Consider the following 18,144-nt stretch of genomic DNA (forward strand, 5'->3'; position numbering starts at 1 on the left):
AACCGGCGAGTCCCTGGGGCTCGCACTCCCCTAGGACGCCCCTCATGCGCAAGTCACTCTTCGCCACCGTCGCCGCCGCCGGTGCCCTCGTTGCTGCCGTCATCTCGCCTGCCGTCTCCAACGCAGCCGACACCGTCCTGACCTTCTCTGTGGTCGGAGGCGCACTCAATATCACCGCGCCGACAAGCCAGCCGCTGACCGTCACGGGGGACGTAGCAAGTGGAGGAATCACACCCGTCGTCGTCTCCGACCAGCGCCGTGGGCTCAATGGTTGGACCGCGTCGGCTTTCAGCACCGACTTCGTGAAGCCCTCACCGGACCCGGCAACGATCCCCTCGACAGCCGTGACCTACTCGGCACCGCTTGTGCCTGCACGCACGGGAATCTCGACGGTGGCCGGCGTACTGCTGCCACAGGCCATCGACACCACAACCGCAGTCGTCTTCGCTACCGCAGTCGTCGGCTCCAATACCGCCACCTGGACCGGCACCGTCGAGGTCGAACTGCCGTCCGATGTCGTTGCCGGTACCTACACGGGCACCGTCACGCATTCGGTGGCTTGATCTGTAGATGTCTGCGAATCGGGGATTGGCAGTCGGAGTTCTGGCTCTACTGACGTGCGCTACAGCGCTCGTCGCCCAGGCTCCGGCTGTCGCTCAACAACCAACCGAACCAGCGCCGGTGGGCAGCGTCGGAATACGACTGCTCGAAGCGCCGGTATCCCTCCAGGACGACCCGCGGGCGATGGCATACATCATCGACAACCTGCCTCCTGGCACCACCATCACCAGGCGCATCGAGGTCAGCAACGGCAGCAACCAAGAACAACCGGTCACGCTGTACCCCGCTGCCGCGTCGATCGGAGCCGACGACGGCGGCTTCGAGGTGGGTGACGACCGTGCCGTCAACGAGCTCACGACGTGGATGTCGGTGACGCCGACGGACCTCACGCTCGCTCCTAACTCGGCGGCCGAAGCGGTGGTGACCATCGCGGTTCCACCCGACGCCCCCGAGGGTGAGCAGTACGCCGTCGTCTGGGCGCAAACTGCTGGTGCCCCATCAGGAACCGGCATCCAGAACGTCAGCCGCGTCGGTATTCGCACCTACCTCTCGGTCGGTCCAGGAAACGGTCCCGCAGCCGACCTGTCCATCGATGGAGTCACCGCTGCTCGCAGCGACGACGGTGCCCCACAGGTCGTCGCGAACATCACCAACACCGGCGGCCGAGCTCTCGATCCGAGCGGGACGGTCGAACTCTCCGGTGGCCCAGGCGGTATTTCCAGCACACCGGTGAAGGGCTCGGGCGGGTCCATCGCGCCTGGGCAATCAGGAAGCGTCACGTTCACGCTCGACCCCGCTCTTCCCGCAGGGCCGTGGCAGGCCGCGGTCACCGTCACGAGCGGGTTGGTGAACAAGACGTCGAACGTCGAACTCACCTTCCCCGACCAGGGCTCGGTCGCCGCACAAGACTCTTCGTCCGAGTCGGGTACTCCAGTGTGGGTCTGGGCGGTCGTTGCGTTGGGAATCATCGCCGTCGCGGCGGCAGTACTCATTGTGATTCGGCGACGAAAGACCAGCTGACATGCGACGTCTGACATTGGCAGTCGGATTGGCGGTGGTCCTTGCGGCCACCGTCAATCCGGCGGTGTCGGCTCAGCCCTCCCCCGAAATACCCACCGCCACAACGGCGTGCGCGGCGGACTCGACGCCGACGACTACCCCCGTTCCAGTGGACACGATCGCACCGACCACCACGCCGATGCCGACGGCCGAGTGCACACCCTCTGCACCGATCGTCACAACCTCACCGACGGCATCCACCGAGGCTCCGACGGTGTCGACCGTGCCGCCGACGACTTCCCCCACCGTCACGGCAACGGCTCTGCCGACGATGGAACCGACCCCCACCACCACAGTCCCGACGACCACAGCAGTCCCCGAGACCACAGCAATTCCCACGACCACGGCAGTCCCGACGACCACAGTGACTGCTGAGCCGACGGGCGCGTCATCGACAACTGCGACGCCGACGTCGGATCCGATAGCGACCACCTCGACAAGCGCCGTCTCGTCGCCTGAGCCTGCCGCTCGTGCCGCGGCCGCACCCGCCGCGAGCCTGCTGGACATTCAGGCGAACACCGGACTGGTCGCACAAGCGGGACAGGGTGCGTTGACTCCTGGAGTGCCGTGGACCGGGAACATGAGTCTCAGCGTGGTCAACGTGCTCGGCAACTGGACTTCGACGGTGAGTCTGTCGCCGTTCCGAGGCCAGAACACCGGTAGGACGGTCACGCCCGTCGCGTCCTATTCCGCTCCCGAGACCAACTGCTTGCTTCTGTTGGTGAAATCCCCTGGCGTCAGCAACGTGCCGCTCTCGGCTACGGCTGTCAACGCGAAAACCGGTGGGGGCGTGGCGTGCCTGACCAGTTGGACGGCCACGGTGAACATCTTGGTACCGAACAGCGATCTGCTCGCCGACACCTATACCGCCACTCTCACTCATTCGATTTACTGAGCAACAATCATCCGCGCAGGATTTTCTCCATCTTCTTGCCCTTGGCGAGTTCGTCGATCAGCTTGTCCAGATAGCGGATCTTCTGCATCAGGGGGTCTTCGACATTCTCGACGCGTATGCCGCACACAACTCCGGTGATCAGGGTTGCGTTCGCGTTGAGGTCCGCTGCCGCGAAGAACTCGTCGAACGTCGTTTCGGCTTCGAGATGCCGGTCGAGGGCCGACTGATCGAATCCGGTGAGCCACCGGATGATCTCGTCGACCTCCGCTTTCGTCCGACCTTTGCGCTCGGCCTTGTTCACGTAGTGCGGATAGACCGAGCTGAAGGCGGTGGTGAAGATCCTGTGCACGCGCATCAATCTAGACCCCTTCGCGTGAATGTGACATTGCACCGCCGAGACGCATGCAGTGGTCCATTCACGCGGACCGGGGCCCACGAAAAAGCCCGCCACCGGATTCGGTGGCGGGCTTCTTACGATGTGAAACTTACTTCACGGACAGCGATTCCAGGATTTCGCGCGCGAGGGCAGCGGTCTCGGACGGCGTCTTGCCGACCTTGACGCCTGCGGCCTCGAGTGCGTCCTTCTTCGCCTGCGCCGTTCCCAGCGAGCCGGAGACGATGGCGCCGGCGTGGCCCATGGTCTTGCCCTCGGGAGCGGTGAAGCCTGCGACGTAGCCGACGACCGGCTTGGTCACGTTGGCCTTGATGTAATCGGCTGCACGCTCTTCTGCGTCGCCACCGATCTCACCGATCATGACGATGATCTTGGTGTCGGGATCCGCCTCGAACGCCTCGATGGCGTCGATGTGGGTGGTTCCGATGACGGGGTCGCCGCCGATGCCGATGGCCGTCGAGAATCCGAAGTCACGGAGCTCGAACATCATCTGGTAGGTCAGCGTGCCGCTCTTGGAGACCAGGCCGATGGGGCCGGTTCCCGAGATGTTCGCGGGCGTGATGCCGACGAGAGCCTCACCGGGGGTGATGATTCCGGGGCAGTTCGGGCCGATGATGCGGGTCTTCTTGCCCTTCTCCACGTTGTAGGCCCACGCGTACGCGGAGTCCTGCACGGGGATGCCCTCGGTGATGACGACGAGCAGCGGGATCTCGGCGTCGATGGCCTCGACGATGGCGTCCTTGGAGAATGCCGGCGGCACGAACGCGATGGACACGTCGGCTCCGGTCTTCTCCATGGCCTCGGAAACCGAAGCGAACACCGGCAATTCGATGTCGTTGCCCTGAGCGTCGACGTGCTTGACCGTGGTTCCGGCCTTACGTGCGTTGACGCCACCGACGACCTGGGTTCCGGCCTTGAGCATCAGGGCGGTGTGCTTGGTGCCTTCGCCGCCGGTGATGCCCTGGACGATGACCTTGTTGTCCTTGTTCAGAAAGATAGACATTGTTTCCTCTACTTCGCTGCCAGCTCGGCGGCCTTGTCGGCGCCCTCGTCCATGGTTCCGGCGAGCGTCACCAGCGGGTGCGCGGCGTCGGCGAGAATCTTGCGGCCCTCTTCGACCTTGTTGCCGTCGAGACGGACGACCAGCGGCTTGTTGGCGTCGTCGCCCAGCTTCTTCAGTGCGCCGACGATGCCGTTGGCAACTGCGTCACACGCGGTGATGCCGCCGAAGACGTTGACGAACACGCTCTTGACCTGCTCGTCACCGAGGATGACGTCGAGGCCTGCGGCCATGACCTCGGCCGAGGCGCCGCCGCCGATGTCGAGGAAGTTGGCGGGCTTGACGCCGCCGTGTGCCTCGCCCGCGTATGCGACGACGTCGAGGGTCGACATGACCAGTCCGGCACCGTTTCCGATGATGCCGACCTGTCCGTCGAGCTTGACGTAGTTGAGGTCGTTCTCCTTGGCCTTGGCCTCGAGGGGATCGGCTGCGTCCTTGTCCTCGAACTCGGCGTGGCCGGCCTGGCGGAAGTCCGCGTTGGCGTCGAGCGTGACCTTGCCGTCGAGGGCGAGGATCTGATCGTCCGGGGTGCGAACCAGCGGGTTGACCTCGACCAGGAGAGCGTCTTCGTTGATGAAGACCTCCCACAGCTTCTGGATGGTCACCGCAGCGGCGTCGAGCACCTCGGCGGGAAGCTTGCCCTTTTCGGCGATTTCACGAGCGAAAGCAAGGTCGACACCCTTGACGGCGTCGACCGGGATACGTGCGAGTGCGTCGGGGTTCTCCTCCGCCGTCACCTCGATTTCGACTCCACCCTCGACCGAACACATCGCGAGGTAGGTGCGGTTGGTGCGATCGAGCAGGAAGGAGATGTAGTACTCCTCGGCGATGTCGGAGGCTTCTGCAACGAGAAGCTTCTTGACGACATGGCCCTTGATGTCGAGTCCGAGAATCGCTTCTGCGTTCTCGGTGGCTGCTGCGACGTCCTTGGAGTACTTGACGCCACCGGCCTTGCCGCGGCCGCCGACCTTGACCTGTGCCTTGACCATTACTGGCTTGCCGATTTCTTCGGCAATCTGTGTTGCTCCGGCGACCGTGTCGGTGACACGACCGGCGGAGGTGGGTACGCCATGCTTGGCGAACAATTCCTTCGCCTGGTATTCGAAGAGATCCATCAGCTCACCGTCTCGTCTACGTTGACGCCCGCTCCAGGGGTGTGAGCGGGTCTGAGCATGGACTTTATCCAGGTGGCCCGACAGCGCATCGGGCGCATGCATGCTATGTGGCCTATCTCACCGCTTCCGGGTCGATGAAACGGCCGTCACCGACCGACTCGTCGGGCCGAAAGTGCCGCGGCGACACCGAGAACGACGATTCCGATCACCGACGGCACGACGCCGGGGCCCATCTCCGGATCGGTGGCACGTGCAGATGTCAGCGGCCACGACGACAGATGAACGATCCCGGCGACGGCTGCTCCGCCGAGCAGAACGCTCCCGCGAGCGGGCCGAGCTCGCGCCGCGACGACCGCAGCAACGACGACTCCGGCGGCGAGCAGCATCTGACCCCAGGTGTCCCAGCCCCACGGGAATTCGGTGACTGTCGCGGCCGTCAGGTCGCTACCGCGATACAAGGGCAGTGCCAACCCGATGGCGAGGAGACCGGAGCCGAGCAGCGCGGTACCCAGCAGCGGGCCGTCGGTTCCGGCGTCGGCCGAGGTGTCGACGTCGTCGCGTTCGGCCGATCCGGCGGACAGGGCCAGCAGTCCGGTGGCCACCGCCGCGACGACGCCCGCAATGATCGCCAGAGCGCCGACGCCGGTGCTCACCCCCTCCACGTCCTCGGCGAGCACCACCGACTGCAGTACCGCGGCCGCAGCCGCAACCGCACCGAGCCAGAACACCGACACGAACGGCCGCGCAGCCGAGGCGAACTCGGAGAACAACAGCGGCACCGACCCCAGAATCATCACGAACCCGGCAACCAGCACCACCCTGGTGGCCAATATCTGCGGCACGGCGATCCCCGAGTCGGTCTCCAGAATCGGCAACAACGATCCGACGACGAACAGCACGCCGGACAACACGCCTGCACTCCCCGCTGCCGCGTGCCACCTCGTCGTTCCTGGACCGGCGACACCACGGACACCTCGCGCCCCCGTCTCGCGCTGCTGCGCCCGCTCCAGTGCTCGACGGTCACGCGCCGCGGCAACGGGTGCGAGTACTGCGCCACAGATCAGCAGCCCGAGCCCTGCGACCGTTCCCAGGTAGGCACCGAGGCCGGCATCGACCCGGTCACCGGTTCCGAGTCCCGCCAACAGAGCCACCCCGGCGAAGCCGAGCACGCCGAGGCCGGCTCCGACGGATGCACCCGATGCCACCTGCGGCGAGAGTGCGGCCAGCGCAGCTGCGGCCACCACGAGTGCCGCGACACCGACGACTCCGGAGCCCACCGCAACGAACACCGGCGACTCCACCACGGCCGTCACGATCACCACCGGATCCGACGAGCGGTACAGCGAGGCGAACGCCGCAACGGCAGCCAGCACACCGAACGCGCCGAGCAGCGACGCGAGCAACGGCCCGACACGCCCCGCCGCCGCCCGCCCCACGTGCTCGGAATACTCCGACTGGCCGTACCCGTCACCTAGCCCGGCGCGGTGCACCGCAGACCACCCCGCAACACCCGCCAGAACCGACACAGCGTGACCGACGAGCAGAACGTAGGCCCCGGCGGTGGCGTCGAGCATCGCGGCGCTCAGCGGGCGGAAGAGCTCGAGTCGATTGGCATCGATGGGGTCGGACAACAGGGCGACGTCGAGGAGTGTGAATCCGAGTGCCGCGGCGCCGTACCCGGCCAGCAGTGCCGCCGCCAGTTCGACGCGTCTACCGGCCACACCCACCGCGGCTCCGATGACAACGACGACGGGGACGGCACCGGCCAGGATCGCGGCCATCGCGGCCCCGTCACCCACCGGCGAACCGTCGACGCTGCGGACGACGCCGATCAGCTGAGCCGTCACTGCGGCAACCGCAGCGATCAGGGCGAGTACGACGGCGAGCGCGACGCGGGGGGTGGGCGACGGATCGTCCGCTCGACCGAACTCTCCGTCCTGAGGTCGGATCCGTTGTGGTTCCGCTCGCTCGGAGCCGCGGGCGGACGAGTCGTCGAAGGTGGGAGTCGGCACTCGGATCACGGTATCGGCTCGATCGGTGCGAGAACCGTTACTGTCACCGTGTGCCGTCCACGTGTTCGCGTGTCCGATTACGAATGTGGCTCGTCACGACATAACCGCTGGTCGCCTTGTGAGCCATCTCACATATGACGCCGGTTTGGGCTGTTAACTTGCGCGCCCCGCAATCATTTCGTTACCGTCTGCCGAGTCTTTCAGTAACGGCCAGGTCACGAAAACGGAGGTTGTAGGTCTTGCAGCAACACCGTGCGTCCTTCACCTCCAGCCGGTTCTCTCGACCCTCGGCCGAAGACGCGACCACGGTCTACAGCTACGAGCCCGCCGCCGAAGCAGCCGCAGAGCCCGCCTACGAGACCAGCGCTTACGACGCGTACGCCTACCCGGCGTACCGATACGTCGAAGCCGACTTCGCAGAGACCCCGCACATCTCAGCCGACGAGTCGCCGACCGTCGTCAACTCGTTCGCCACCACCGCAGACGCCACCCCCGTGGCCCGTCGCGGCGGCGCACACCGCATTCCCCTTCCCCCTACTGCACTCAAGGGCCGAGCCGCAGTTCTCGCTGTCGCCGCAGGCGCGGTTGTCGCGGCAGGCCAGGCCGTCGTCAACGACGACTCACCCGCCGCAGTCGCCACCTCCGAGTACGCGCTCGCCGCAGGTGAAGCACCCGCCGCCGCGGCAGTCGCGGCCACCACCACTCCGCAGACCACCGAGATCGACGCCGACTCGTCCAGCGCGACGCCGTCGGAAGCACCGCAGATCCTCAGCATCGCTGCACCGGTGGATCTGAGCCAGTTCAACGACCTGCTCGCCAAGGGCCAGCGCTTCAGCGAAGAGCGCGCCGCACGCGAGGCCGCTGCTCGCAGGCCGCTGTTCGCACTTCCGGCACAGGGCACCTACACCTCCAACTTCGGCACCCGCTGGGGCGTTCTCCACGCCGGCGTCGACGTTGCCAATGCCATCGGAACTCCGATCTACGCCGTCGCCGACGGCAAGGTGATCGACTCCGGTCCGGCAGCCGGCTTCGGCATGTGGGTTCGCGTGCAGCACGCAGACGGCACGATCACCGTCTACGGCCACATCGACACCACCCTCGTCGCCGTCGGTCAGGACGTCATGGCGGGCGATCAGATCGCAACGATGGGCAACCGCGGCTTCTCCACCGGCCCGCACCTGCACTTCGAGGTTCATCTTCCGGGCGAGGTCAAGATCGACCCGCTTCCGTGGCTCGCTTCCCGAGGAATCTCCCTCGGACCCGAGATGGACTGAATCCACCGACTTTCCACACGAAGCCGGACCCCGCTTTCGCAGGGTCCGGCTTTCGCGTTCTCGGACCTCTTACAGCTTGGTCATCGGGACGCCGCCGATGAGCATCATCTTCACGCGGCCTGCCGAACCGAAGTCGATCAACACCATCGCCTTGACTCCGGCTCCGGTCGATTCCAACACCGTACCCAGGCCGTACTTGTCGTGGCTGACTCGATCACCCACGGCGAGAACGAGGTTCGAGTTGCGCCCCTTGGCTGCACCGAAACTCGGAGTCGAACTCTGGCCGCGACTCGAGGACCCGCCGTAGCCGCCCGAGCCGTAGCTGTTCGAGCCGTATCCGCCACCACCCGATCCGTAGCTGCCGGATCTTCCGCCGCCGATGGATCGGCCTCCCCCGGTGCCCGGATCCTCGCGTCGCCAGTCGATCAGGTGCTGCGGAACTTCTTGCAGAAAGCGCGATTCCGGGTTGGCGATGGGCTGACCCCAGGCCGAGCGCATGATCGCGCGCGTGAGATAGAGCCGCTGCCGCGCACGGGTGATGCCCACGTACGCAAGACGTCGCTCCTCGGACAGTTCGTTCGGGTCGCCGAGCGCCCGCATGTGCGGGAATTGGCCGTCCTCCCAACCCGTCACGAAGACAACCGGGAACTCCAGGCCCTTCGCGGTGTGCAGCGTCATCAGAGTGACGACGCCGGTGCCCGAATCCGGGATCTGATCGGTGTCGGCCACCAGCGAGACCCGTTCGAGGAACGCCGCGAGCGACCCCGGCTCGGCCAACCCGTCGACGCCACCGTCCTCGTCGCCGTTCTCGTCGTCCCCGGTTTCGAGAGCTTCCGCCGCCACTGCGGCCTGATTGCGCGCCTCGGAGGTGAATTCCCGTGCGACGCTGACGAGTTCGTTGAGGTTGTCGAGTCGAGCACCGTCCTGCGGATCACTGCTGGCCTCGAGTTCGGCGCGGTAGCCGGTGCGGTCGAGAACGGCTTCGACGACATCGCCGATGTCTGCGATGTCGTTGCCGTCCCCGTCGGTCGCAGTGAGCACTGCACGTAGTTCGTCGAGCAACTCCACGAACTGCGCGATCAACTTCTGCTGCCGCGAGTTGAGCAACGCCACCTTGCCGGCGGCCGCGTCGTGCAGTGCGCGCGAGAAGCTGATGTCGCGCTGCTCGGCGTGGACGGCGACACAGGCCTCGGCACGATCGCCGATCCCCCGGCGCGGAGTGTTGAGGATGCGTCGCATGCTGACGGTGTCGTCCTCGTTGGACAACACCCGTAGGTACGCGACGAGGTCTCGCACCTCCTTGCGCTCGTAGAATCGGACACCGCCGACGACCTTGTACGGCAGACCGAGTCGGATGAAGATCTCTTCGAGCGCACGCGAGGAGTTGTTGGTTCGGTAGAAGACGGCCACCTCGTCGAAGCGCACGTCTCCACCGTCGACGAGTCGGTCGATCTCCGAGGCCACGAACGATGCCTCGTCGTGCTCGTTGTCGGCGACGTAACCGACGATCAACTCGCCCTCGCCGGTGTCGGTCCACAGCTTCTTCTCGCGTCGGCCGATGTTGCGCGAGATCACTGCATTGGCGGCCGAGAGGATGTTCTGCGTCGATCGGTAGTTCTGCTCGAGCAGGATGGTGCGCGCGTCCGGATAGTCGCGCTCGAATTCCTCGATGTTGCGGATGGTCGCGCCGCGGAAGGCGTAGATGGACTGATCCGCGTCGCCCACCACACACAGCTCGCCCGGCGCGACGGTGCCCTCGAGTGCACCGTCGGCGTCGGGGGTACCGACCAATTCGCGGACCAACATGTACTGGGCGTGGTTGGTGTCCTGGTACTCGTCGACCAGAACGTGTCGGAACCGGCGTCGGTAGTACTGCGCCACCTGGGGGAACGCCTGCAGAATGCCCACCGTCTCGCCGATGAGGTCGTCGAAGTCCATCGCATTGGCCGCGCGCAGCCGCTGCTGGTAGACGCCGTAGACCTTGGCCACCAGTCGCGGCAGCTCGGCGGGATCGCCGTCGGCGTCCACCGCCGCCTTGTCGGGGCCGATCAGCTCGTTCTTCAGGTTCGAGATCGCCGTCGAGAGCAGCCGCGCCGAGAACTTCTTGGTGTCGATCTGCAGATCCTTGGAGATCATCGTCAGCAGTCGCCGAGAGTCGTCCGCGTCGTAGATGGAGAAGTTCGAGTTCAGACCGGGCAGCAGCGCAGCCTGCGCGCGCAGAATCCGCACGCAACTCGAGTGGAAGGTGGACACCCACATGGCGTTCGCTCGCGGTCCGACGAGTCCGGCGACTCGCTCGCGCATCTCGGCAGCGGCCTTGTTGGTGAACGTGATGGCCAGAACCTGGCCGGGTGACACTCCTCGCTCGGCCAGCAGATACGCGATGCGTCGCGTCAGCACTGCCGTCTTGCCCGACCCGGCTCCGGCCACGATGAGCAGCGGAGATCCGGTATGCACGACGGCCTCGCGCTGCTGAGGATTGAGGCCTTCCAGCAGTGCGTCGGACGAGGTGTTCTGTCGGGACTGAAGGCCCTGGAGGAATGTGTTCATCGTCTGGTCAGGTTACCGGCGCGTACCGACAAACCCACATCGCGTGGTCGTCGGCCGAACCGACGACTTTTCAGGAGGGGGGACCCGTGGCACACTGGATCGGTGATCGAAAAAACCGTACGTCATCGCCTGCATCGGATCGGCCGCTGTTCGGCCGAGCGTGCAGGAGCCTGTCGATAGACGCAACGCCCTGGTTCCGGACGGGAACCGAACCGACCGGCGATGCAGTTCCGAATACGAAAGGCGTAACGGTGACGGACGACGCAACGATCCAAGATGTGACCCGAGGAGAGACGATGGCCATGACGACGAAGATCGACTCAGACATTGCAATGCCTTCCAGTGAGGCCGAGATCAACGACCTGCGCCAGGAAATCGACCGCCTCGATGCCGAGATCCTGACGGCCATCAAGCGTCGCTCCGAGGTCTCGCAGATCATCGGACGCACCCGCATGGCCTCCGGCGGTCCGCGTCTGGTGCACAGCCGCGAGATGAAGGTTCTCGAGCGTTTCAGCAGCCTCGGTCAGGAAGGCCACACGCTGGCCATGCTCCTGCTCCGCCTCGGTCGCGGTCGCCTCGGACACTGATCGACCTCCGGTTGGGCGCGCAGTGTGCACGCCCAACCGTCAGCTCTACTTCAACGCGATGTACTTGGTCTCGAGGTATTCCTCGATTCCCTCGGATCCGCCCTCACGGCCGAATCCGGATTCCTTCGCTCCACCGAACGGCGCGGCCGCGTCCGAGATGACTCCGCGGTTGACGCCCACCATGCCACTGTCGATGGCGTCGGCCACCCGTAGCGCGCGGTCCAGGTTCTCGGTGTAGATGTACGACGCCAGGCCGTACTCGGTGTCGTTGGCCGCGTCGATTCCCTCCTGCTCGGTGTCGAAGCCGACGACCGGAGCCACCGGCCCGAACACCTCCTCCTTCAGAATCCGTGCATCGGCAGGCACGTCGGTGAGCACGGTTGCCGGGTAGAAGTAACCGTCCCCGCCCGGTGCCTTCCCACCGAGTGCCACCGTCGCGCCCTTGGCCACCGCGTCGTCGACCAGTTCCTGCACGGTCTCGAGCTGATCGGCATTGATCAGCGGTCCCAGCTTGGTATCGGGGTCGACGCCGGGGCCGAGCTTCATCTCGGACATCTTCGCCACGAGCTTGGTGGTGAACTCCTCGCGCACGCTGTTGTGCACGTGCAATCGGTTCGCGGCGGTGCAGGCCTCGCCGCCGTTGCGCATCTTGGCGAGCATCGCGCCGTCCACCGCGTCGTCGATGTTCGCGTCGTCGAACACCACGAACGGCGCGTTGCCGCCGAGCTCCATCGAGGTGCGCAGCAACCTCGTCGCGGACTTCTCGACGAGCGACTTGCCGACGCCCGTCGAGCCGGTGAAGGTGAGTTTGCGCATCCGCGGATCCTCGATGAGGGGTCCTGTGACGTCACCGGACTTCGACGTCGTCAGCACCGAGAGCACACCTTCGGGCAAGCCGACCTCGTCGAAGATCTGAGCGAGCAGCAGCATCGTCAGCGGGGTCTCGCGAGCGGGCTTGACGACGATGGTGCAGCCGGCGGCCAGAGCCGGCCCGATCTTTCTTGTGCCCATCGCCAACGGGAAGTTCCACGGGGTGATCGCCAGGACGGGCCCGACCGGAGCCTTGGTGACGAGGATTCGTCCGTTGCCCGCCGGGGCCGGGGTGTAGCGGCCGCCGATGCGTACCGCTTCCTCGGCGAACCAGCGGAAGAACTCGGCACCGTACTTCACCTCGGCCTTGGATTCGGCGAGCGCCTTGCCCATCTCCAGGGTCATCAGCAGCGCGATGTCGTCGGCGCGTTCGGTGACCTTCTCGAATGCCGCTCGAAGGATTTCACTGCGTTCGCGGGCAGGTGTTGCCGCCCAGCTTTTCTGCGCCGCAGCGGCTGCGTCGAGCGCCTTCATCGCGTCGGCGGGCGACGCGTCGGCCACCTCGGTCAGGGCCTTGCCGGTGGCCGGATCGTTCACCGCGAACGTCTTACCGCCCTCGGCGTCGACGGCCTTACCGCCGATCCACAGTTTTGCCGGAATCGAATCGATCAATGCACGTTGGTCCATACCGTCCATGATGCCTCCGCAGCGCCCGAAGCAAACGAGAACGACGCGCGCGTGACTGTGCACGGGATTACTGTTGGTTCGTATGAGCGTCGATATCACCGGCACGGATGCCTGGCAGAAGCTGACCGATCACCACTCCACGATCGCCGATACTCATCTTCGGACACTGTTCGCCGAGGACGCCGACCGAACCCGCACGTTCACTCTCGACGCCGCCGATCTGCACATCGACTACAGCAAGCACCGCATCACTCGCGAGACCGTCGAGTTGCTCGTCGAACTCGCCCGTACCGCCGATGTCGAAGGCAAACGCGACGCGATGTTCGCGGGCGAGCACATCAACACCTCCGAGGACCGCGCCGTTCTGCACACCGCGCTGCGTCTACCGGCCGACGCCTCGTTGACCGTCGACGGCCAGAACGTCGTCGCCGATGTGCACGAAGTCCTCACAGCAATGGGCGAATTCACCGATCGGGTGCGGTCGGGTGAATGGGTCGGCGCCACCGGCGCGAAGATCTCCACCGTCGTCAACATCGGCATCGGCGGATCCGACCTCGGACCGGTCATGGTCTACAACGCACTCCGGCACTACGCCGACGCCGGGATCTCGGCGAAATTCGTCTCGAACGTCGACCCCGCGGATCTGGTCGGTGCGCTCGACGGACTCGACCCCGCGTCGACGCTGTTCATCATCGCGTCCAAGACGTTCTCCACCCTCGAAACGCTGACCAACGCAACCGCGGCCCGACGCTGGCTCGTCGACGCGCTCGGTGAAGATGCCGTCGCCAAGCACTTCGTCGCCGTGTCCACCAACGCCGAGAGGGTTGCGGACTTCGGTATCGACACCGACAACATGTTCGGCTTCTGGGATTGGGTCGGCGGACGCTACTCCGTCGATTCGGCAATCGGGTTGTCGGTCATGACCGTTGTGGGCAAGGAAGCGTTCGGCGAATTCCTCGACGGCTTCCACCGCATCGACGAGCACTTCCGCACCACACCGCTGGCCGAGAACGCTCCGGTTCTGCTCGGCCTCGTCGGCCTGTGGTACAGCTCCTTCTTCGGCGCGGAAACCCGTGCAGTGCTGCCGTATTCGAATGATCTCTCCCGTTTCGCGGCATACCTGCAGCAGCTGACCATGGAGTCCAACGGCAAGTCCGTCAAGGCCGACGGCTCCCCCGTCACCACGCCGACCGGCGAGATCTTCTGGGGCGAGCCGGGCACCAACGGGCAGCATGCCTTCTACCAATTGCTGCACCAGGGAACGCGTTTGGTGCCTGCGGACTTCATCGGATTCGCCGAACCGACCGACGATCTACCGACCCGCGACGGCACCGGCTCGATGCACGATCTGCTGATGAGCAACTTCTTCGCGCAGACCAAGGTGCTCGCCTTCGGCAAGACCGCCGAGGAAATCGCCGCCGAAGACACTCCGGCAGATGTGGTGCCGCACAAGGTGATGCCGGGTAACCGCCCGTCCACCTCGATCCTCGCCCCCAAGCTCACGCCGTCGGTGGTCGGACAATTGATCGCCCTGTACGAACACCAGGTCTTCGTCGAAGGCGTCATCTGGGGAGTCGACTCGTACGACCAGTGGGGCGTCGAACTCGGCAAGACCCAAGCACTCGAACTGACTCCGGTGCTCACCGATTCCGAAGCCCCTGCCGCACAGTCGGATTCATCCACCGACGCACTGGTGCGCTGGTACCGGGCGCAGCGGGGTCGTTCGGCCTGAGGTCCCCACTGAGGTAAATCGGCTCCCCAGTTTTGGATTTCTGCCTCCGATCGGCGTCGGAAATCCCAAACTGGGGAGCTTTTTCTCTGCACAAGGATCCGTTTCGGCACCCGGCGCGTCCAAGCAGTCATGGACTTACCCCAGACGGATCTGTTCACCCGGGCCGACGCACTCGCATTCGGATTGACTGACGACGACCTGCGACGACTGCGCCGCACCGGTGAACTGTCGGTTCTGAGGCCAGGGTTCTACGTGCCGTATGCGGTGATCCAATCCGCGAGTCCGACCGAACGACATTCTTTGCTCGCGCGGTCCTATCTGATGTCAGCTCCCCCGGATCACGTGCTCAGCCACGTCTCGGCCGCCATTGCCTGGGGCTTCGACATCTGGCAGCTTCCGCTCGACAAGGTGCACATGACGCACGGACTCGACTACGCCAGCAAACGCCGTCCGCTGCGAATTCTCCACGGCACCACGCTGGATCCCACCGAACGGACCTCCGTCAACGGGTGCGCGGTCACCTCGGCAGCCCGCACCATCGTCGACATCGCACGCACCACGACCGTCGAGCGGTCCGTGTGCGTAGGCGACAGCGCACTCAGATCAGGTCACACCGACACCGACGCTCTGTCGACTGCAGTGGAGTCGGCGCGGTTCCGCACCGGTATCTCCGCCGCCCGGCGATCGGTGTCGCTGATGAACGGGCGCAGCGAGAGCGTCGGCGAATCTCGGAGTCGGGTGCTCTTCGAGACGCTTCCTCTGCCGACTCCGCTGCTCAATCAATGGGTGTACGACAGCGCGGGCCGCTTCGTCGGGCGGGTCGACTTTCTGTTCCGGGAGTTCGAAGTGATCGGCGAGTTCGACGGCGAATCGAAGTACGACTCCAAGCGTGTACTGCTCGACGAAAAGTATCGCGAGGACCGACTACGTGAGTTGGGATGGGTGATCGTGCGGTGGAATTGGCGGGACCTGGACGATCCTCGCGCACTACTTCGCCGTTTCGAGCAGGCCTTCGCCCGCGCGGCAGGCCTTCCTACGCCGGCCGGGTGGTTCGGAGACCAGCGCATTTCGTCGGATCAGCTCCCCAGTTTTGGATAACCGACTCCGATCGGCGTCACAAATCCAAATATGGGGAGCCGATCCCCCGCTCCGTAGATCCGCGGACGGGCATCACACCCGCGCCAGCACCGCCGCCGTATCGACTCCCGTCGGCAGGGTGCCGAAGGCGATGCCCCAGTCTCGGTCGAGTCGACTGGCGCAGAAGGCATCGGCAACTGCGGCGTCCCCGTGCATCACCAACTGCGCGCCCTGGAAGGTCAGGGCCATCAGTTCGACGACTCGCCTGGCCCGGTATTCCATGTCGGAGGTGTCGGAGAGTTCCTTGCCGACGCGGGCGATGGCGTCGTCGAGGCGAGAATCCACGCCCGACGCCTGGCCGATCTCACCGAAGAAGGCCTCGACGCTGTCGGGCTGACGGGCCAGTGCGCGTAGGGAATCGAGTGCGGCGACATTGCCGGAGCCTTCCCAGATCGACATCAACGGCGATTCGCGGAACAACCGAGGCATTCCGGATTCCTCGACATAGCCGTTGCCACCGAAACATTCGAGTGCTTCGGCGGCGTGGGCCGGCGCTCGTTTGCACACCCAGTATTTGGTGACGGCCAACGCGATTCGGCGCAGCGCGCTCTCCTGCTCGTCACCGCGCGCGGAGCCGTCGGTGGCCTGCGCCAGGCGGATCATGGCGGCGGTGGCGGCCTCGGATTCGATGGTCAAGTCTGCCAGCACGTTTCGCATCAGAGGCTGGTCCACGAGTGCAGCCCCGAACGCAGCTCGATGACGCGCATGATGGACCGCGCGCACTGTGGCGTTGCGAATTCCGGCCGCGGACCCGATGACGCAGTCCAACCGGGTCATGTTGACCATCTCGATGATGGTGCGCACGCCGCGTCCCTCTTCACCCACGAGCCAGCCGGTGGCCCCGTGATATTCGAGCTCACCGGATGCATTAGACTTGTTGCCGAGCTTGTCCTTCAAGCGCTGCAGCATCATTCGGTTGCGGGTACCGTCGGGCAGCACGCGCGGCAGCATGAAACACGAGAGCCCGCCGGGGGCCTGCGCCAAGGTGAGGAACATGTCCGACATCGGCGCAGATGTGAACCACTTGTGGCCGACGATCGAATACGTACCGTCCGACGACGGTGTGGCCGTGGTGGTGTTGGCGCGGACGTCCGAGCCGCCCTGCTTCTCTGTCATGGACATGCCTGCGATCAGTCCGCGTTTGCTCGACGGGGTCCGCAGGCCGAAATCGTATTCCCTCGACGCCAGTAGTGGCTCGTACTGCGCAGCCAGAGAAGGATTGTGCCGCAACGCCGGAACGACGGCGTAGGTCATCGAAACGGGGCACATGTGTCCGGCCTCGGCCTGCCCCCAGACGTAGAACTTCGCAGCGCGGGCGACGTGTGCACCGACGCGGTCGTCGGTCCAGGGGCTGGCGTGCAGTCCGTGCTCGACGGCAACGGTCATCAGATCGTGCCAGTGCGGATGGAATTCGACCTCGTCGATGCGATGACCGTATCGATCGTGGGTCTTCAGCACGGGCGGGTTCTCGTTGGCGAGCCGTCCCCACTCCTGAGCCTCGACTCCGCCGGCGAGGGCTCCCAACTGCCGAACCTCGTCGAGCGCCCAGCCGCCACCGGCCCGCACCACGCCGTCGAGCAACGACGGGTCCGCGGAGGTGTCGTAGGGACTCAGGTCGATTGCCTGGTTGAATATCTCATGCGTGTCCATCTCGAACTCCTAACGCGCGCAACGACAATGCGACCAGACCCGGGACCGGATCCTTGGATTCATGGGAAGACAACGGACCGACCAGAACTTCGCCGACGGCCCCGACCAGACCTGCTGCCGAGATCGCTGCGTCCTGCTCGGGAATCTCCCCGGCTGCGATGCCTGCCGCGATCGCGTCGGCGAATGCCTCGGTGAATTTTCGCCGGAAGACCAACCGCTCGGCGTCGACGGCCGGATCCACCGGCTCGGCGAGCAGCGCGTAGGCCATCGTTCGGTTCTTCAGGGCTCGTCCGGCGAAGGTCTCCACCACTGCCGTCACCCGCTCGGCAGTGCTTCCATGCCCGGCGACGGCCACTACTGCCGCGACCTCGCGGCCGCAGACCTCGCGGAAGATGGCGACCACCAGGTCCGCCTTGCCCTCGAAGTGGGTGTAGACGCTGCCTGCGGATACTCCCGCGGCCGCGGCGACCGACGCGATCGACAGCCCTGCGTAACCGTGCGTCGAGAGCACCTCGATGGCGGCAGCGAACAGCTTCTCGCGGCCGGCGTCGAGCCTGGCCTGCACCGCGGGGGTTCGGCGATAGGGCATGCCAAGGATTGAAGCACTGATTCATTGCTTCA

At 65.4% G+C, this 18,144-nt stretch carries 16 protein-coding genes; 7 read left to right on the plus strand and 9 right to left on the minus strand.

What is annotated here, in order from left to right; all coding sequences use genetic code 11:
• Positions 1-44: 44 nt before the first annotated feature.
• Entirely contained in the window at positions 45-563 is a 519-nt protein-coding gene (locus tag ABZ677_RS08715) for a hypothetical protein (protein WP_358368389.1), read from the plus strand.
• Positions 564-570: 7 nt separating this feature from the next.
• Complete coding sequence (locus tag ABZ677_RS08720) at positions 571-1,581, plus strand: hypothetical protein (protein WP_358368392.1); 1,011 nt, start codon at positions 571-573, stop codon at positions 1,579-1,581.
• A gap of 72 nt (positions 1,582-1,653) precedes the next feature.
• Here the strand turns inward: ABZ677_RS08720 and ABZ677_RS08725 are convergent, their stop codons facing one another.
• Entirely contained in the window at positions 1,654-2,127 is a 474-nt protein-coding gene (locus ABZ677_RS08725; RefSeq protein ID WP_358368394.1) for a hypothetical protein, read from the minus strand.
• A 73-nt stretch (positions 2,128-2,200) separates the two neighbouring features.
• On the opposite strand from ABZ677_RS08725, the gene ABZ677_RS08730 reads away from it, so the two are divergent.
• Positions 2,201-2,515, plus strand: coding sequence for a hypothetical protein (locus tag ABZ677_RS08730; protein WP_094633102.1), 315 nt, complete (start codon positions 2,201-2,203; stop codon positions 2,513-2,515).
• Between the two features lie 7 nt (positions 2,516-2,522).
• Here ABZ677_RS08730 and ABZ677_RS08735 read toward each other — a convergent pair whose 3' ends face one another.
• From ABZ677_RS08735 to ABZ677_RS08750, 4 genes are all read right to left on the minus strand, one after another.
• A complete protein-coding gene (locus tag ABZ677_RS08735; RefSeq protein WP_170945729.1) occupies positions 2,523-2,870 on the minus strand; it encodes a DUF2200 domain-containing protein in 348 nt (115 codons plus the stop codon).
• Positions 2,871-3,000: 130 nt separating this feature from the next.
• Positions 3,001-3,912: a succinate--CoA ligase subunit alpha gene (gene sucD / locus ABZ677_RS08740; protein WP_027496015.1), complete on the minus strand. Its 912-nt coding sequence runs from the start codon at positions 3,910-3,912 to the stop codon at positions 3,001-3,003.
• Between the two features lie 8 nt (positions 3,913-3,920).
• Complete coding sequence (sucC, locus tag ABZ677_RS08745; protein ID WP_032377331.1) at positions 3,921-5,084, minus strand: ADP-forming succinate--CoA ligase subunit beta; 1,164 nt, start codon at positions 5,082-5,084, stop codon at positions 3,921-3,923.
• Between the two features lie 146 nt (positions 5,085-5,230).
• Entirely contained in the window at positions 5,231-7,096 is a 1,866-nt protein-coding gene (locus ABZ677_RS08750; protein WP_358368398.1) for a hypothetical protein, read from the minus strand.
• Positions 7,097-7,335: 239 nt separating this feature from the next.
• On the opposite strand from ABZ677_RS08750, the gene ABZ677_RS08755 reads away from it, so the two are divergent.
• Entirely contained in the window at positions 7,336-8,370 is a 1,035-nt protein-coding gene (locus ABZ677_RS08755; protein ID WP_358368401.1) for a M23 family metallopeptidase, read from the plus strand.
• Between the two features lie 69 nt (positions 8,371-8,439).
• Here the strand turns inward: ABZ677_RS08755 and ABZ677_RS08760 are convergent, their stop codons facing one another.
• Positions 8,440-10,920, minus strand: a complete 2,481-nt coding sequence (locus tag ABZ677_RS08760; RefSeq protein WP_358368403.1) for a UvrD-helicase domain-containing protein — start codon at positions 10,918-10,920, stop codon at positions 8,440-8,442.
• 296 nt (positions 10,921-11,216) lie between these two features.
• Between ABZ677_RS08760 and ABZ677_RS08765 the strand changes: the two genes are divergently transcribed.
• Positions 11,217-11,507: a chorismate mutase gene (locus ABZ677_RS08765; protein WP_358368592.1), complete on the plus strand. Its 291-nt coding sequence runs from the start codon at positions 11,217-11,219 to the stop codon at positions 11,505-11,507.
• A gap of 45 nt (positions 11,508-11,552) precedes the next feature.
• Here the strand turns inward: ABZ677_RS08765 and ABZ677_RS08770 are convergent, their stop codons facing one another.
• The gene (locus tag ABZ677_RS08770) at positions 11,553-13,004 is read right to left on the minus strand and encodes an NAD-dependent succinate-semialdehyde dehydrogenase (protein WP_358368596.1); all 1,452 of its coding nucleotides are present in this window, start codon (positions 13,002-13,004) and stop codon (positions 11,553-11,555) included.
• Between the two features lie 82 nt (positions 13,005-13,086).
• Here ABZ677_RS08770 and pgi point away from each other — a divergent pair, with 82 nt between their 5' ends.
• Both pgi and ABZ677_RS08780 read left to right on the plus strand, forming a co-directional pair.
• Positions 13,087-14,736 (plus strand): glucose-6-phosphate isomerase, encoded by a 1,650-nt coding sequence (gene pgi, locus ABZ677_RS08775; RefSeq protein WP_037192202.1) that lies wholly within the window; start codon positions 13,087-13,089, stop codon positions 14,734-14,736.
• A 129-nt stretch (positions 14,737-14,865) separates the two neighbouring features.
• Positions 14,866-15,834 (plus strand): type IV toxin-antitoxin system AbiEi family antitoxin domain-containing protein, encoded by a 969-nt coding sequence (locus ABZ677_RS08780; RefSeq protein WP_358368406.1) that lies wholly within the window; start codon positions 14,866-14,868, stop codon positions 15,832-15,834.
• A 72-nt stretch (positions 15,835-15,906) separates the two neighbouring features.
• Here the strand turns inward: ABZ677_RS08780 and ABZ677_RS08785 are convergent, their stop codons facing one another.
• Entirely contained in the window at positions 15,907-17,523 is a 1,617-nt protein-coding gene (locus ABZ677_RS08785; RefSeq protein WP_358368409.1) for an acyl-CoA dehydrogenase family protein, read from the minus strand.
• Complete coding sequence (locus ABZ677_RS08790; protein ID WP_032404341.1) at positions 17,510-18,112, minus strand: TetR/AcrR family transcriptional regulator; 603 nt, start codon at positions 18,110-18,112, stop codon at positions 17,510-17,512. Before ABZ677_RS08790 ends, ABZ677_RS08785 begins: the two co-directional genes overlap by 14 nt.
• Positions 18,113-18,144: the final 32 nt, after the last annotated feature.

This window comes from Rhodococcus sp. NPDC006774, assembly GCF_040636045.1.
In the GTDB taxonomy this organism is placed as follows: domain Bacteria; phylum Actinomycetota; class Actinomycetes; order Mycobacteriales; family Mycobacteriaceae; genus Rhodococcoides.

Coding starts and splice junctions, on each gene's coding strand:
- ABZ677_RS08715 (WP_358368389.1), top strand. CDS start 45: ATGCGCAAGTCACTCTTCGCCACCGTCGCCGCCGCCGGTGCCCTCGTT.
- ABZ677_RS08720 (WP_358368392.1), top strand. CDS start 571: ATGTCTGCGAATCGGGGATTGGCAGTCGGAGTTCTGGCTCTACTGACG.
- ABZ677_RS08725 (WP_358368394.1), bottom strand. CDS start 2,127: ATGTCCAGCAGGCTCGCGGCGGGTGCGGCCGCGGCACGAGCGGCAGGC.
- ABZ677_RS08730 (WP_094633102.1), top strand. CDS start 2,201: ATGAGTCTCAGCGTGGTCAACGTGCTCGGCAACTGGACTTCGACGGTG.
- ABZ677_RS08735 (WP_170945729.1), bottom strand. CDS start 2,870: ATGCGCGTGCACAGGATCTTCACCACCGCCTTCAGCTCGGTCTATCCG.
- sucD (WP_027496015.1), bottom strand. CDS start 3,912: ATGTCTATCTTTCTGAACAAGGACAACAAGGTCATCGTCCAGGGCATC.
- sucC (WP_032377331.1), bottom strand. CDS start 5,084: ATGGATCTCTTCGAATACCAGGCGAAGGAATTGTTCGCCAAGCATGGC.
- ABZ677_RS08760 (WP_358368403.1), bottom strand. CDS start 10,920: ATGAACACATTCCTCCAGGGCCTTCAGTCCCGACAGAACACCTCGTCC.
- ABZ677_RS08765 (WP_358368592.1), top strand. CDS start 11,217: ATGGCCATGACGACGAAGATCGACTCAGACATTGCAATGCCTTCCAGT.
- ABZ677_RS08770 (WP_358368596.1), bottom strand. CDS start 13,004: ATGGACCAACGTGCATTGATCGATTCGATTCCGGCAAAACTGTGGATC.
- pgi (WP_037192202.1), top strand. CDS start 13,087: ATGAGCGTCGATATCACCGGCACGGATGCCTGGCAGAAGCTGACCGAT.
- ABZ677_RS08780 (WP_358368406.1), top strand. CDS start 14,866: ATGGACTTACCCCAGACGGATCTGTTCACCCGGGCCGACGCACTCGCA.
- ABZ677_RS08785 (WP_358368409.1), bottom strand. CDS start 17,523: ATGGACACGCATGAGATATTCAACCAGGCAATCGACCTGAGTCCCTAC.
- ABZ677_RS08790 (WP_032404341.1), bottom strand. CDS start 18,112: ATGCCCTATCGCCGAACCCCCGCGGTGCAGGCCAGGCTCGACGCCGGC.